At 72.1% G+C, this 14,058-nt stretch carries 13 protein-coding genes; 4 read left to right on the top strand and 9 right to left on the bottom strand.

Going from position 1 to position 14,058, the window contains the following annotated elements; translation table 11 throughout:
* Nucleotides 1-8 precede the first annotated feature (8 nt).
* From ACZ7OY_RS40360 to ACZ7OY_RS40350, 3 genes are read left to right on the top strand one after another with little or no spacing between them, the layout of a single operon-like run.
* Complete coding sequence (locus ACZ7OY_RS40360; RefSeq protein WP_472250534.1) at nucleotides 9-617, top strand: hypothetical protein; 609 nt, start codon at nucleotides 9-11, stop codon at nucleotides 615-617.
* Nucleotides 614-1,138, top strand: coding sequence for a ferritin-like domain-containing protein (locus ACZ7OY_RS40355; protein ID WP_472250533.1), 525 nt, complete (start codon nucleotides 614-616; stop codon nucleotides 1,136-1,138). The genes ACZ7OY_RS40360 and ACZ7OY_RS40355 overlap by 4 nt, the downstream gene beginning before the upstream one ends.
* Before the next feature lie 28 nt (nucleotides 1,139-1,166).
* A complete protein-coding gene (locus ACZ7OY_RS40350) occupies nucleotides 1,167-2,075 on the top strand; it encodes an aminoglycoside phosphotransferase family protein (RefSeq protein WP_472250532.1) in 909 nt (302 codons plus the stop codon).
* Between the two features lie 687 nt (nucleotides 2,076-2,762).
* Here ACZ7OY_RS40350 and ACZ7OY_RS40345 read toward each other — a convergent pair.
* From ACZ7OY_RS40345 to ACZ7OY_RS40330, 4 genes are read right to left on the bottom strand one after another with little or no spacing between them, the layout of a single operon-like run.
* On the bottom strand, nucleotides 2,763-3,353 hold the full coding sequence (locus ACZ7OY_RS40345) for a hypothetical protein (protein WP_472250531.1): 591 nt from the start codon (nucleotides 3,351-3,353) through the stop codon (nucleotides 2,763-2,765).
* A gap of 29 nt (nucleotides 3,354-3,382) precedes the next feature.
* Nucleotides 3,383-3,937 (bottom strand): WhiB family transcriptional regulator, encoded by a 555-nt coding sequence (locus ACZ7OY_RS40340; protein ID WP_472250530.1) that lies wholly within the window; start codon nucleotides 3,935-3,937, stop codon nucleotides 3,383-3,385.
* The gene (locus ACZ7OY_RS40335) at nucleotides 3,934-5,463 is read right to left on the bottom strand and encodes a BN159_2729 family protein (protein WP_472250529.1); all 1,530 of its coding nucleotides are present in this window, start codon (nucleotides 5,461-5,463) and stop codon (nucleotides 3,934-3,936) included. The genes ACZ7OY_RS40340 and ACZ7OY_RS40335 overlap by 4 nt, the downstream gene beginning before the upstream one ends.
* Nucleotides 5,460-6,050, bottom strand: a complete 591-nt coding sequence (locus tag ACZ7OY_RS40330) for a sigma-70 family RNA polymerase sigma factor (protein WP_384732902.1) — start codon at nucleotides 6,048-6,050, stop codon at nucleotides 5,460-5,462. The genes ACZ7OY_RS40335 and ACZ7OY_RS40330 overlap by 4 nt, the downstream gene beginning before the upstream one ends.
* A 478-nt stretch (nucleotides 6,051-6,528) precedes the next feature.
* On the opposite strand from ACZ7OY_RS40330, the gene ACZ7OY_RS40325 reads away from it, so the two are divergent.
* Nucleotides 6,529-6,951: a helix-turn-helix domain-containing protein gene (locus ACZ7OY_RS40325; RefSeq protein ID WP_385535204.1), complete on the top strand. Its 423-nt coding sequence runs from the start codon at nucleotides 6,529-6,531 to the stop codon at nucleotides 6,949-6,951.
* Between the two features lie 664 nt (nucleotides 6,952-7,615).
* On the opposite strand, the gene ACZ7OY_RS40320 is transcribed toward ACZ7OY_RS40325, so the two are convergent.
* From ACZ7OY_RS40320 to ACZ7OY_RS40300, 5 genes are all read right to left on the bottom strand, one after another.
* On the bottom strand, nucleotides 7,616-9,316 hold the full coding sequence (locus ACZ7OY_RS40320; RefSeq protein WP_472250528.1) for a proline--tRNA ligase: 1,701 nt from the start codon (nucleotides 9,314-9,316) through the stop codon (nucleotides 7,616-7,618).
* Nucleotides 9,317-9,390: 74 nt separating this feature from the next.
* Nucleotides 9,391-9,972 carry a GNAT family N-acetyltransferase gene (locus tag ACZ7OY_RS40315; protein WP_472250527.1) on the bottom strand — a complete coding sequence of 194 codons (582 nt, stop codon included), beginning with the start codon at nucleotides 9,970-9,972 and terminating at the stop codon, nucleotides 9,391-9,393.
* Between the two features lie 67 nt (nucleotides 9,973-10,039).
* The gene (locus ACZ7OY_RS40310; RefSeq protein ID WP_472250526.1) at nucleotides 10,040-10,888 is read right to left on the bottom strand and encodes a GNAT family N-acetyltransferase; all 849 of its coding nucleotides are present in this window, start codon (nucleotides 10,886-10,888) and stop codon (nucleotides 10,040-10,042) included.
* Between the two features lie 548 nt (nucleotides 10,889-11,436).
* Nucleotides 11,437-12,594: a flavodoxin-dependent (E)-4-hydroxy-3-methylbut-2-enyl-diphosphate synthase gene (gene ispG / locus ACZ7OY_RS40305; protein ID WP_472250525.1), complete on the bottom strand. Its 1,158-nt coding sequence runs from the start codon at nucleotides 12,592-12,594 to the stop codon at nucleotides 11,437-11,439.
* Nucleotides 12,595-12,763: 169 nt separating this feature from the next.
* Nucleotides 12,764-14,056 (bottom strand): M50 family metallopeptidase, encoded by a 1,293-nt coding sequence (locus ACZ7OY_RS40300; RefSeq protein WP_472250550.1) that lies wholly within the window; start codon nucleotides 14,054-14,056, stop codon nucleotides 12,764-12,766.
* Between the last annotated feature and the right edge of the window lie 2 nt (nucleotides 14,057-14,058).

Below are 14,058 nucleotides of genomic sequence, written 5' to 3'. Positions count from 1 at the left end.
CGTCTGCCGTGCCGTACTTCCCGCCACCGCGCACCCCCTCGGGGCCGCGCAGAAGATCCCTGCTCGCCTCCACCGCCGGCGCCGCCCTGCTGGTGGGCTGCTCCCCCGCCCGTGAGGACTCCGAGGAGACCGCGAGCCGCGGCCCTTCTGTCACCGAACGGGCCCGGGCACGTGCGGCACAGGACAGCTCGGGGATCGTCGAGCGATACGACCTGGTGATCGCCGCGTATCCGGCGCTGGCGAAGCGGCTGGAGCCGCTGCGGGCCGAGACGCTCCGGCATGTGACGGCGTTCGGGGGCGTCAAGGCGAAGCCGTCCGCCACGCCGTCCGCCGCCGGGTCCCCCACCGACTCCTCCGGTACGGCCTCCCCGGCGTCCGCGCCCGACGGGCCGGCTTCGGCCGGGTCGACGCCTTCCACGTCGGCATCCTCCGGGACGGCCGCGGCACCGGGGAGCAAGAAGGATGCGCTCACCGGGCTGGCTGCGGCCGAACGGGCGCTGGCGGACCAGCGTGCGAAGGCGCTGCTGGACGTGCCCGGCGAGCTGGCCCGGCTGCTGGCCTCGGTGGCGGCGGCCGGGGCCGCACACGCGTATCTGCTGACGGAGGGGACCAAGTGAGCGGGGCGAAGACTCCGGAACTGGCGGCGCTGCAGGCCGTGCTGGCGGCCGAGCACGCGGCGGTGTACGGGTACGGCGTCGTCGGCGGGCGGGTCGCCGAGGACCGGCGCGCGGAGGCGCAGACGGCGTACGACGCACACCGGGCGCGCCGGGACGCGCTGGTGCGCAAGGTCCGCGACCTGGGCGGCGATCCGGTCGCGGCGAGCGCCGCGTACGCCCTGCCGTTCCCCGTGGCGGACTCCGCCTCGGCCGTGCGGCTCGCCGCCGAACTGGAGGAACGGGTGGCCGGGGTGTACTCCGACCTGGTGCGGGCGAGCGGGGGCGGACAGCGCGGCGAGGCGGCCGGGGCGCTGCGCGAGGCGGCGGTCCGCGCGGTGCGCTGGCGCGGCGGGAGCGTAGCCTTCCCTGGTCTCGCCGAGTGGGCGGGTACCGGTGCGACCGCGGAGACGAGTGCGGGTGCGAGCGCCGCCGCGGGTGCTGATTCGACGGTGACGCCGGCCTCGGCGACACCGACGGCGTGACCCTGGAGCGGAAGGAATCGACTCGCGCATGGCTTTCGAACCGCCGCAGCGTCTGGTGCGGGCGCTCGGCGAGACGGCACCGAACGGTGACGCCTGGCTGGAGAGGCTGCCCGAGGCGGCCGGGCAGGCCGTCGCGCTACGCGAGTTGACCGTGGAACGGGTCCAACTGCCGGGCGGCCGGAGCAGTCTGGTGGTGCTGGTGCGGCGGGCCGACGGAACGCCCGCCGTGCTGAAGCTGGCCCCGGGCCGGGCCCGGCCGGAGAGCGAACGGGCCGCGCTGGCGCACTGGGGTGGCCTGGGCGCCGTACAACTGCTCGAAGACGTCCGGACGGAGGGTGTGCTCCTGCTGGAGCGGCTGCACCCGGACGTCTCGGTGCGGTCGCTGCCCGAGGCGAAGGCCCTGCTGGAGGCGGCGGGCACGCTGCGCAGGCTGTGGGTCGAACCGCCGGGCGACGCGGCCGGGCACGTCTTCGAGACCGTGGACGAGCGGACCGACCGGCAGGCCGAGGCGATGGCGGCGAGTGCGGCGGCCGATCCCGAACTGGCCCCGCTCGTCGAGGTCGCGCTCGCGGTCCGCGCGGAACTGCTGGCGGCACCTCCCGAGCACCGGCTGCTGCACGGCACCTTCCGGCAGAGCAAGGTGCTGGCGGGCGAGCGGATGCCGTGGCTGGCCGTGGGGCCGGACCCGGTGGTCGGCGAGTGCGCGTTCGACCTGGCCCGGCTGGTACGGGACCGGGTGGAGGACCTGATCGCCTCCCCGTCGGGGTCGTCGACGACCCGGCGGCGGGTGAAGCGGCTCGCGGAGTCGCTGGAGGTGGACCAGGAACGGCTGCGCGGCTGGACCCTGTTCCGGGCGGTGGAGTCCGGGGTACGGGCACGCCGCGTGGGCCGGACCGCGGACGCGGAACTGCTGCTGGAGTTCGCGAGCTGGTTGTAGCGGCCCGGCGAGCGAACCGGACACGACACAGCCGACGCAACCGGACGCGGGACCAAGGGCAGAGCCGAGCCCGGGACCGGGCGCAGAGCCGCGGGCAGAGCCGAACTCGGGGCCGGGACCGCGCTCGGGGCCAGGGCCGGACTCGGGGCCGGGCGCGAAGGCTGGAGCGGCACGACAGACCGAACCCGACGCGGGGCCCGGCACAGAGCCGCGGGCAGAACCAAGCTCGGGACCGGGCTCGGGGCCAAGGCCGGGCTCGGGACCGGGCTCGGGGCCAAGGCCGGGCTCGGGACCGGGCTCGGGGCCAAGGCCGGGCTCGGGGCCGGGCGCGAGGCCGGGTCGGCACGACAGACCGAACCCGACGCGGGGCCCGGCGCAGAGCCGCGGGCGGAACCGGGCGCAGAGCCAAGCGCGAAGCCGGGCGCAAGGCCGGGCGCGAAGCCGGGCGCAGGACCGGACGCCAAGCCGGGCGCGAAGCCGCGCGCAAGACCGGGCGCGAAGCCGGGCGGCGGCATGGCAGGCGGGGACGCGGCGCGGGGGTGTGGCGCGGGGGTGTGGGAGTTGGCGGCGGGGCAGCGCTCCCCTGCTGGAGGTCTCCCGCAGGGGAGCGCTGGTCCGGCCGACGTGCCTCCCGAGCCTGCCAACCGGAGTTCCGCGGGGGCCCGAGGGCCGTCCCGTGCGGCGGTGTCAGTGCTCGGCGGGCCGCGCCGACGCCTCTTTCTCGACGGGGACGGCGAACAGGGTTCCCTCGATGGCCAGCAGTCTGGTGTGACTGCGGATGTGCGCGGCCTGCTCCAGGGCGCCGGGGCCGTCCCGTCGCAGCGGTCCCGTGCTGCGCTCGGTGTACGGGACGTGCCCGAACAGCGGTAGGTCCTTGGGGAGAAGGTGCCAGGACAACTGCCGCTCCCCGGCCACGAGCCGCAGCAGGTGTGTGCCGTCCCCGCCGATGCCGACGGCCGGGGTGATGACCGCGCTCGACGGATGCAGCGCCGCCAGCCAGGCGAGGAGGTGCGCGCGTTCGGAGGCGACGCGGCTCAGCTCCCGCTCGAAGGAGTCGGCGTGGTGCTGCCAGCGGGCCAGCTCCTGTCGGCAGCTGTCCAGATCGACGGAAGGGTGCTCCGGTGGCTCGGTCTCCTGCCGGGAGGCGCGCCCGCGCGGCCTGAGGAAACGGAGCAGGGCGGCCGTGCGGCCGGCGGGACGGTCGGCTCGAAAGCGGCGGGCGCGGAAGCCGCCGGCCACGGGCTCTTCGGGCAGCGGGCCCGTCGAAGGTGCGGACATGAAGTACTCCGGTGGCGGTGAACGAGGGATCACTTCCGGGGCGGACTGCCGGGAGTCCCGGCCGCGTCCGGTACACGGTCGCGGCCCCGGGCGTCTTCGTTCCAGCCACGGGTGGAGCCGGTGCGCCGGTACCGGCCGGCGCTGCGCGCATTGGCGAGGCGGCAGGCCTCGTCGACGGTCTCGCGCAGGCGCAGGTGCCGTTGGTAGGCCGCCCGGGTCCCGCAGGGGGCGGGCTGCCCTCGCCGTGCACCGACCGGGGCGCGGCCGGCCGTCACTTCGACGGACGGCCGTGGCCGCGCCGGGTCCGACTGCCTTTCCAGGGCATAGCGCTGAGGGCCGGTCAGGCCGGCGATGACACCGCTGCGATGGCACTTGGGCAGTCCCTTCTCGCGTTTGAGGACGGCGGCCCGGCAGTGGGCCAGCACGGGGCAGGTCGCGCAGATGGCCACGGCCCTGGACGAGGAGCGGCGGGAGAACCAGAGTTCCGCGTCCTGGTGGCGACAGGCTGCGCTCGACTCCCAGGCCCGTGTTCCCTCCGCTCCCCCTCCGGAGCCGGTCGGCCCCCTCGACCGACCGGCACTCATCGGGCCGGCCTCGCCGGACCGGCCGCCGGAGCCGACGGGACGAGCGGTTCGCGCGGTTCGGCCCAGGACGGCTGGGGCCGATCGGGCAGCCGCACCGGTTCCGACGGCGGCTCGGACTGCGGTGCCGACGGCGGCTCCGGCTGCGGTTCCGGCTGCGCCGCCAGGTGCGGGTGCGGAGCCGGCCGGTCCGACGTCGTCCGCGGGTCCGGCAGGTTCGGGACCGTCCGCACGTCCGCCCGCGCGTGCACCCGCGCGTCGTGCGGGTGCGGGACGGTCCGCGGGTCGGGCAGGTCCGTCATCACCCGTGGCCGTGGCACGTCCGACCACCGGCCCGCCGCGGGCAGGTCCAACGCCGCCCACGGTCCGTGCGCCTCGGGCCGTACGTCCGCCCTCGGCACCGCCGCCACCCAGGCCCCCGCCTCCGGCGACCGGGTCCCCGACGCCTCCGGCAGCGCCCCCGCCCGGGGCACGTCCGCCTTCCACGACTCCTGGGCCCGCGACCACACCTCGGGCTCCGCCGGCTGCGACGGTTCGGCCGCCGCCCACGGCCCCGGTGTCACCGACGACCGCGCCTCGGCCCCGGCCGCTGTCCCCGGGTCCGGCACCGCCGACATCGCCGGCCTGTCCGATCCCGCCCACGCTCCCTGCGCGTCCGCCATGACGCGCGGTTCCGGCAGGTTCGGCAGCACTCGCGGTACGGCCGTGTGCGGCGCCGCCGCCTGCGCCGGTGCCTGGGGCAGCGCCACCGGTTCGGGCAGCACCGCCACCTCGGGGAGTCCCGGCGGGTTCGGTGCCGGGTTCGCGGTGACGCCCTCGTCGTCGGCCCGTACCGGCGACAACGGCCCCAGGTACGCAACCACATTGGCGAGGGAGCACCGCTCGGGCCGGCCGTCGAGGGACATCAGGGGCATCCCGTCGCCTCTTCGACGGCCCTGGAAGTACCAGATGTCGCCGTACGCGTCGCGCTGCGGTAAGGCGAGGTCGTAGAGGGTCTCGCCGATCCGGAAGGGCCGCTTCTCCTCGCCGTCCGTCGCCCCCTGCGGCGCCGTGGACGCACCTAGCGCCACCACCGTCACCCGGACGCCGTCGTACTCTCCCTCACCGGTCAGCGTGTGGGGATCGGTCCGTTCGCCGACGACCGTGATGCCGAAGTACGTACGCCAGCGCGCCCATTCGGCGGGGCCGTCGACGCGCAGCAGGACCCGGACCCGGTCGCCCTCGACCCGGATGGCGTGGGGGCCGGGGTGGTCGTCGAGATGCCGCTCGATGTCCTGTGCGACCTGCTGCGCACGAACGCAGGCGGCGTCCCAGTTCAGGGCCTGCTGTTCGAGTTCGGTGACCGGCCGGCCGCTGCGCGACCAGCCGCCTTCCGGCGTCCGGTACAGCACCACGCCGAAGGAGCGCTCGGGGTCGACGAGGAGGCAGGCCGAGTCGAGGGCGTGCGCGAGGGCCGACGCCTGTTCGGTGCGGACGGTCGCCAGCACCGTACGGATCACGCGCGCGGCGTGGGGGACGTTTCTGTTCACACTGCCACCGCCCCGGCCGTCCAGCGCAGTTTCTGGAGTGCCCGATGGGTCAGGGCCTTCACGGCACCGACACTGCGTCCCATCGCCACGGCCGTCTCCTGGGGTGTCAGCTCGTCGAGGAAGCGCAGTTGGACGCAGTGCCGCTGCTGGGCGTTGAGCGTGTGCAGGGCGGTGCGGACGGTCTCGTGGGCCTCGACGGCCTCCAGCTCGCGCAGGGCGAGCGACTCAGGGCCGCGGCCGGGCTCCTGCGGGTCCAGGAACTCGGCGACGGGGGTCTCCAACCGGGTGCGGCCGCGGCCGAGTTCGTCCAGATAAAGGTTCTTCGCAATGGTGATCAGCCAGGCGGCGAACGCCGTGCCCTGCCAGGTGAACGCGTCGATACGGCGCAGCGCGCGGGTGAACACCTCTTGCGTCAGGTCCTCGGCCAGGTGCCTGTTGCGGGTGCGGATGAGCAGGAAGCTGTAGACCAGGCGGTAGTGCTCGTAGTAGAGCGTGGCGAACGCCTCCCGGTCGCCCGCGCGGGCCCGGGCGACCAATTCGGGCTCCGGACCGTCCGGAGCGTGGGTGACGTTGTTCGGTGCGGACACAGTGGGTACTCCCGTCGACGTCGTCGGTGCGGAGCGAAGGCTCTCCGCATCTTCAATATTCATGTAGATGTAGATTCCTTCGGCGAGCGAACGTCCGGTCGCCCCGCTCCGTGACGGAGCAGGGTGGCCGATGCCGTAAGTGCCTGGGGTATTTCACGTGCCGTCCTGCAACTCCGCTGCACAGGGGCGCCGGATAAACGCCCTGCAGATCCCACGGAAAGGGCGCCGGGCACCCATCCCACCGGGAGTCGGTGACCCGCCTCCGAAGTTATCTACAGTCTTCACGTAGATGCATACAGTGTCAAGTTATGTACGGAGCGCAAGGGGAGGCAGTAAATCCGCGAGGCGCCATAGGGGGAGCACGGGGGCGCACTAATAGGTGGCTGGGCCACCAATGCTCCGGCGTGCCCCAAGAGCCTGAATTGCCGGTCTGCGATCTACTTGCGCTTGTAGATATTGATGACCGATCCTCTGAGGCGTGACGAACCAGCAGAGCCGCCCAGGAGAACCAGAAGCCGGCGACGATCCGGCGCGCCGGGACGTGGACCTGGCAACTCTCCTCGAACGCCTTCTGGCGCAGGCTCCGGGCAAGACCCAGAAGGACCTGGCATCAGAAGCCGGCATCTCGTATCCGACCCTCAACGCATGGATGAACCGGACCCGCGGCACCTCCCGCATCGACCCGGAGAAGCTTCGGGCCATGGTCGAAGTGTTCCGACGCTGGGGTGTGCGGACCACGCCCAGGGAGTTCTTCGAGGCGGTCGGCCGCCCCGCACCCGGTCCGAGCGGGGACGAACGGGAGGCACGGCTCCTCAAGTTGTACCGGCAATTGCCAGAGGCACGTCAGCGCGCGCTCCTGAAGGACGCCGAGGCGATGTTGCAGGTTAGTCGTATTACCTGAGGTCAACGGCATCATGCGGGGATTCCGGGCCCGACACACCGATGTGCCGGCCCGCGCGCAAGACCATCCACTCCCCGCAGATGAATATGACCGAAACTCCCCCCAGCCACGGCAGCCGTCGGTACCATCAGTCAGCCGCTGACCTCCCGGAGCGGATCACTTCTGTTGTTGTGCATCCCTGGGGAGACAGTTGTGTGCATCCACATTTCATTGGCGGACAATCTGCCAAAAATCGCAGTCTGGGACCCTGACGAGGTCAGCATCCGGGTCGCCAGAGGCTTCCAGTTGAGTGATGTGCTCCGGGAAGTACGAGACATCCTCATGATCGACCTGGGCGCTCCGGCTTCACGGGGCAACCTGTTGCGATGCTTCTGCGGCATGCGGGTGGAGCTCCCGCATGAGCTCGCCCCCTGCGGCCTCCTCACGGCCGAGGTCTGCTGATCCCTCGTCGATCCGCCCGTGCCCCAGTCGGTGCAGGGCGGCGACCGGACGGTCGACGACAGCCCGACGAGCACGCGATGTGTGCTGTCAAGGGTGAATTGCGCCGCTGCGGCGGCCGGGGTCGTCGACAGGCCGCCGTTCCCCTCCGCAGTGACGAGGCGTCACGTCCTGCGGAGGGGAACGGCCCACGGTCGGGCCACGGTCGGGCCACGTCCGGCGGTCGTCAGTTCACCAGGCGGGCGATCGCCTCGTCGACCGTCAGCTCCTCGCGCTCACCGGTCCTGCGGTCCTTGAGCTCCAGGACACCCTCGGCGGAACGCCGGCCCGCCACCAGGATCTGCGGTACGCCGATGAGCTCGGCGTCCGTGAACTTCACCCCCGGGGAGACCCCGGCCCGGTCGTCGCACAGGACGCGCAGACCGGCGGAGGCGAGCTTCTCGGCCACGTCGAGGGCGAGTTCGGTCTGGAGGGCCTTGCCCGCGGCGACGACGTGCACATCGGCCGGCGCGACCTCACGCGGCCAGCACAGACCCTGCTCGTCGGCGGTCTGCTCGGCGAGGGCGGCGACCGCGCGCGAGACACCGACGCCGTAGGAACCCATGGTCACCCGGACCGGCTTGCCCTGCTGGCCGAGGACGTCGAGCTTGAGGGCGTCGGCGTACTTGCGGCCCAGCTGGAAGATGTGACCGATCTCGATGGCGCGGTCCAGCTTGAGGCCGGTGCCGCACTTCGGGCAGGGGTCGCCCTCCTGCACGACGACGACGTCGACGTACGTGTCGACCTCGAAGTCACGGCCCGCGACGACGTTCTTCGCGTGCGTGTGCTCCTTGTTGGCACCGGTGATCCACGCCGTGCCGGGGGCGACGCGCGGGTCGGCGATGTACGTGACCTTCTCCAGGCCCTGCGGGCCGACATAGCCGCGGACGAGGTCGGCACGGTCCGCGAAGTCGTCGGCGGTGACCAGTTCGACGGCGGCCGGGGCGAAGTGCGCCTCGACCTTGCCCATGTCGACCTCCCGGTCACCGGGGACACCCACGGCCACGATCTCGCCGTCGACCTTCACCAGCAGGTTCTTCAGGGTGGCGGAGGCCGGGACACCCAGCGAGGCGGCCAGCGTCTCGATGGTGGGGGTGTCGGGGGTCGGGATCTCCTCGGCGGCCGGCACGCCGGAGCCGTCGACGGGCGCGAGCTCGTACGTGATCGCCTCGGTGTTGGCGGCGAAGTCGCAGTTCGGGCAGTCGGCGAAGGTGTCCTCGCCGGCGGCGGCCGGGGCCAGGAACTCCTCGGACTTGGAGCCGCCCATCGCGCCCGCGGTCGCGGCACAGATCCGGTAGTCCAGGCCGAGGCGCTCGAAGATCCGCTGGTAGGCCTGGCGGTGCAGGGCGTACGACTGCGCCAGGCCCTCGTCCTCCAGGTCGAAGGAGTAGGAGTCCTTCATCAGGAACTCACGGCCGCGCAGGATGCCGGCCCGCGGACGGGCCTCGTCACGGAACTTGGTCTGGATCTGGTAGAGGATGACCGGCAGGTCCTTGTACGAGGTCGCCTGGTCCTTCACGATCAGCGTGAAGATCTCCTCGTGGGTGGGGCCGAGGAGGTAGTCGCCGCCCTTGCGGTCCTGGAGGCGGAAGAGCTCGGGGCCGTACTCGTCCCAGCGGCCGGTGGCGTCGTACGGCTCGCGCGGCAGCAGGGCGGGGAGCAGCACCTCCTGGGCGCCGATCGCGTCCATCTCCTCGCGGACGATCCGCTCGACGTTGGCCAGGACCCGCTTGCCGAGCGGCAGCCAGGTCCAGACGCCGGCGGCCGTACGGCGGACGTAGCCGGCCCGGACGAGGAGCTTGTGGCTGAGGACCTCGGCGTCCGCCGGGTCGTCGCGCAGCGTCTTCGCCATCAGATTCGACATGCGCTGGACCGGTGCGTTCGCCATGGTTCTCGTATCTCCTGCTGCCTGAGGGTGATGGTAAGGAGGTTAGCCGGGCGGTCCATCCCGGTGGAAATCGGTTAAGGGCTGGGCTGCCTGCGCAGGAGCGGCAGCGGGGCTCCCATCACCGCGTACGGCTTCGGCGCGCTGGGGAAGAGGACCTGCCGGGCCAGGTCGTCGTAACCGAGGGAACGGTAGAGACCGCGGGCCGGGCTCTCGGTGTCGATCGCGGAGAGGATCGAGCGGGGCTCGGCCGCGGTGTCGGTGATCGCGGTGATCAGGGAGCGGCCGACACCGCGGTTCTGGTAGCGCGGATGGACGTGCAGCTCGGTGATCACGAACGCGTGGTCGAGCCAGAAGTCGCTCCCCTGGGCCCGCAGATACGGCTCCACGACGGTGGACCACCAGTGGCTACGGTCGTTGGGCATGCCGTAGACGAACCCGGCGAGCCGGCCGTCGGCGGTGGTCGCGCCCAGCGCCCGGGCTCCGGGGTAGCCCATGTGCCGCAGCACGATCTGGCGCCGCACTGCCACCTCGTCGGGGCCCAGCCCGAACGCGACGGCCTGCACGGCGAGCGCGTCGTCGACGCGGGCCGACAGGTCGAGCGGGCCGATCACGATGTCGTCGGGATCGCGGTGTCCGTGACCGGGGATGCGCAGCATGCCGGGGAGACTACAGGGGCCGTCACGGACGGAGCGGCTCGGCGAGGTGCCCTGGGGAACGCCGCGGCTAGAACAGGATGCTCATGAACGCGCCGACCTCCCGGAAGCCCACCTTCAGGTAGGTCCGCCTGGCCGGGGTGTTGAAGTCGTTCACGTACAGGCTCACGACCGGGGCCACATCGGCCAGCGCGTACCGCAGCACGGCCGCCATGCCCGGCGCCGCCAGGCCGGTCCCCCGGTACTCCGGGGCCACCCAGACCCCCTGGATCTGGCAGGCCCGGGGGGTGGCCGCGCCGATCTCCGCCTTGAAGGCGACCCTCCCGTGCTCGTCGAGGCGGGCGAAGGAACGGCCGGATCCGACGAGCTCCGCCACCCGCGCCTGGTACAGCAGGCCGCCGTCGCCGGCCATCGGGGAGATGCCGACCTCCTCGGTGAACATCGCCACGCAGGCCGGCATGATCGTCTCCATCTCGTCCTTGCGGACGCGGCGGACGTACGGGTCCGGGGCGACGTCGTCGGGCATCCGGTCGGTGACCATGAGCGGCTGGTGGGCGCGGATCTCGCGGGCCGGGCCCCAACTGGGTTCGAGCAGCCGCCACAGCTGTGCGGTGGGCTCGGCGGGGCCGACGATGGAGGAGCAGCGGCGGCCGGCCCGGCGCGCCCGGTCCGCGAAGGCGCGGACGGCGCGGGGGGTGGCGCAGATCGGGACGAGGTTGGCGCCCGCGTAGCACAGGGACGTCAGCATGCCGTCCTCGTACCAGCCCCACATCTCGCCGCCGAGACGCCAGGGGTCGAGTCCCGCGACCTGGACCCGGGAGGTCACGAAGGCGTTCGTGACCGGGTCGCGGTCGAGGACGGCGAGGGCGGCGTCCAGGTCGCTCGGTTCGAGTACCCGTGAGGTGGTCTGGGTCAACAAGCGCGGGGCCTCACACTGGGGTCTGCTGATCTCCGCACTGTACCTGCCGAAAATGTGGCGCGCCGCCCCACGGGACGGCCGAGTGCGCGGAGCACGGTACGGCGGCGGGGCCGGGCCCGCCGAATGCGGCCGCCGCGGGCCGGTTCCTCCGGGCCGTCACGCCCCGGCCGAGGCAAGGACCCGAGCCGAGCGGGGCACGGCGGGGAACCCGGCGGTACGGCGGACCGACGGTCGGCGGGGAGCCCGGCGGTACGGCGGACCGACGGTCGGCGGGGAGCCCGGCGGTACGGCGGACCGACGGTCGGCGGGGAGCCCGGCGGTACGGGTACAGCTACGGGTACGGCGTCGGCCGAAGCTACGGGCGGAAGCCCGGCGGTACGGACGGAAGCCCGGCGGTACGGACGGAAGCCCGGCGGTACGGACGGAAGCCCGGCGGTACGGACGGAAGCCCGGCGGTACGGACGGAAGCCCGGCGGTACGGGCGGGAGCCCGATGGTGTGCGTCGGCCGGGCCCCCGGCGGCTGCTCCGGGGCCCGGCCGTTCGTTGTTCAGCCCGCGACGGAGACCGAGGGCTCGCCCGAGGCGATCCCGTCCGCCTCCATCTGCTCGGCGATCTTCATCGCCTCCTCGATCAGGGTCTCCACGATCTTGGACTCGGGGACGGTCTTGATGACCTCGCCCTTGACGAAGATCTGACCCTTGCCGTTGCCGGACGCCACACCCAGGTCGGCCTCACGCGCCTCACCCGGACCGTTCACCACACAACCCATGACCGCGACCCGCAGCGGGACCTCCATGCCCTCCAGCCCCGCCGTGACCTCCTCGGCCAGCTTGTACACATCCACCTGCGCACGCCCGCACGACGGACACGACACGATCTCCAGACCACGCTGCCTGAGGTTCAGCGACTCCAGGATCTGGATACCGACCTTGACCTCCTCCACCGGCGGAGCCGACAGCGACACCCGGATCGTGTCCCCGATCCCCTGCGACAACAGCGCACCGAACGCCACCGCCGACTTGATCGTGCCCTGGAACGCCGGACCCGCCTCCGTCACACCCAGATGCAGCGGATAGTCGCACTGCGCCGCCAGCTGCCGGTACGCCTCGACCATGATCACCGGGTCGTTGTGCTTGACCGAGATCTTGATGTCCCGGAAGTCGTGCTCCTCGAACAGCGACGCCTCCCACAGCGCCGACTCCGCCAGCGCCTCCGGCGTCGCCTTCCCGTACTTCTGCAGCAGACGACGATCCAGCGAACCCGCGTTCACCCCGATCCGGATCGGCGTCCCGTGGTCCTTCGCCGCCCGCGCGATCTCCTTGACCTTGTCGTCGAACTGCTTGATGTTGCCCGGGTTCACCCGCACCGCCGCACAGCCCGCCTCGATCGCCGCGAACACATACTTCGGCTGGAAGTGGATGTCCGCGATCACCGGGATCTGCGACTTGCGCGCGATCGTCGCCAGCGCGTCCGCATCGTCCTGCGTCGGACACGCCACCCGCACGATCTGACACCCCGACGCCGTCAGCTCCGCGATCTGCTGCAACGTCGCCCCGATGTCCGACGTCCGCGTCGTCGTCATCGACTGCACCGACACCGGCGCGTCCCCGCCCACCGCGACGGACCCGACCTGGATCTGCCGGCTCTTGCGGCGCTCGGCGAGCCTGGTCGGAACGGACGGCATGCCGAGAGAAATCGCAGTCATCTGCTGTGCAACCCCAAGTCGTGGATCAAGGTCTGGTCCCGTGCTCAGCGGGCTCCGGCCTTCGAGATTACGGCACCCGCCCGAGCCCGGGCACATCGCGCCGGTCAAACCCGCTCAACGGATGACGGCCGGGAACCAAAGGTCCCCGGCCGTCACGAACGCCACATGACTAGGAAATTTTGACGGGGTTAACCACGTCGGCGATGAGGACCAGGATGGTGAAGCAGACGAAGATTCCGGCCACCACATAGGCCACCGGCATCAGCTTCGCCACGTCGAACGGGCCCGGGTCCGGCCGGCGCAGCACCTTCGCCGCCTGGCGGCGCAGCGACTCCCACAGCGCGCCCGCGATGTGCCCGCCGTCGAGCGGGAGCAACGGGAGCATGTTGAACAGGAACAACGAGAGGTTGAAGCCCGCGACCAGCATCAGGGCCATCGCCAGCTGCTGGGTCGGCGGGATGTCGAGGGTGAAGATCTCACCGCCGACGCGGGCCGCGCCGACCACGCCCATCGGGGAGTCTGCGGCGCGCGGGGCGCCGTCGAAGGCCGCGTTCCACAGGGCCGGGATCTTGCCGGGCAGGCTCGCGATGGAGTCGACGGCCTCGCCGAGCCGGTCGCCCATCCAGGTCACGGACTCGCCGAGGTCCAGGCGTACGACACCGGTGGCGGCGCTGAAACCGAGGAAGCCCGCGGTGACGTACTGGCCCTCGACGATCTGGCCGCTGGAGTCCTTCTTGGCGACCTGGTTGGTGGCGATCTTCGCGTGCAGGGAGACTTCCTGGCCCTCGCGCTCGACGATGATCGGCACGTCCTTGCCGGGGGTGGCGCGGATGAGGTCGGAGAGCTGGTTCCAGTCGTCCGTCCGTACCCCGTCGAAGGAGACGATCTTGTCGCCGGCCTTGAGGCCCGCCGCCGCGGCCGGGGAGGGCGCGTCGGAGGCCTTGCAGGTGTCACGGTTCTGGCTCTGCGCGATGACGCACTGGGAGACCGAGCTGACGGTGTTGGTCTGCTGGGAGATACCGAAGCCCATCAGGACGGTGAGGAACAGCGCCACCGCCAGGACCAGGTTCATGAAGGGGCCCGCGAACATCACGATGACCCTCTTCCACGGCTTGCGCGTGTAGAAGAGGCGGGTCTCGTCCCCCGGTTCGAGCTCCTCGAAGGCGGCGGAGCGGGCGTCCTCGATCATGCCGCGCCAGGGCGAGGTGGAGCGGGCCGAGATCCGGCCGTCGTCGCCCGGCGGGAACATACCGATCATGCGGATGTAGCCGCCGAACGGGACGGCCTTGACGCCGTACTCGGTCTCGCCCTTCTTCCGCGACCAGATGGTCGGGCCGAAGCCGACCATGTACTGCGGCACGCGGATCCCGAAGAGCTTGGCCGTGGAGAGATGCCCCAGCTCGTGCCAGGCGATCGAGACCAGCAGGCCGACCGCGAACACGACTATGCCGAGGATCATCATCA

This window comes from Streptomyces sp. NPDC107559, assembly GCF_055657365.1.
Note: the sequence above shows the minus strand (reverse complement) of the source record. Positions and strands in the feature narration are given on the sequence as shown.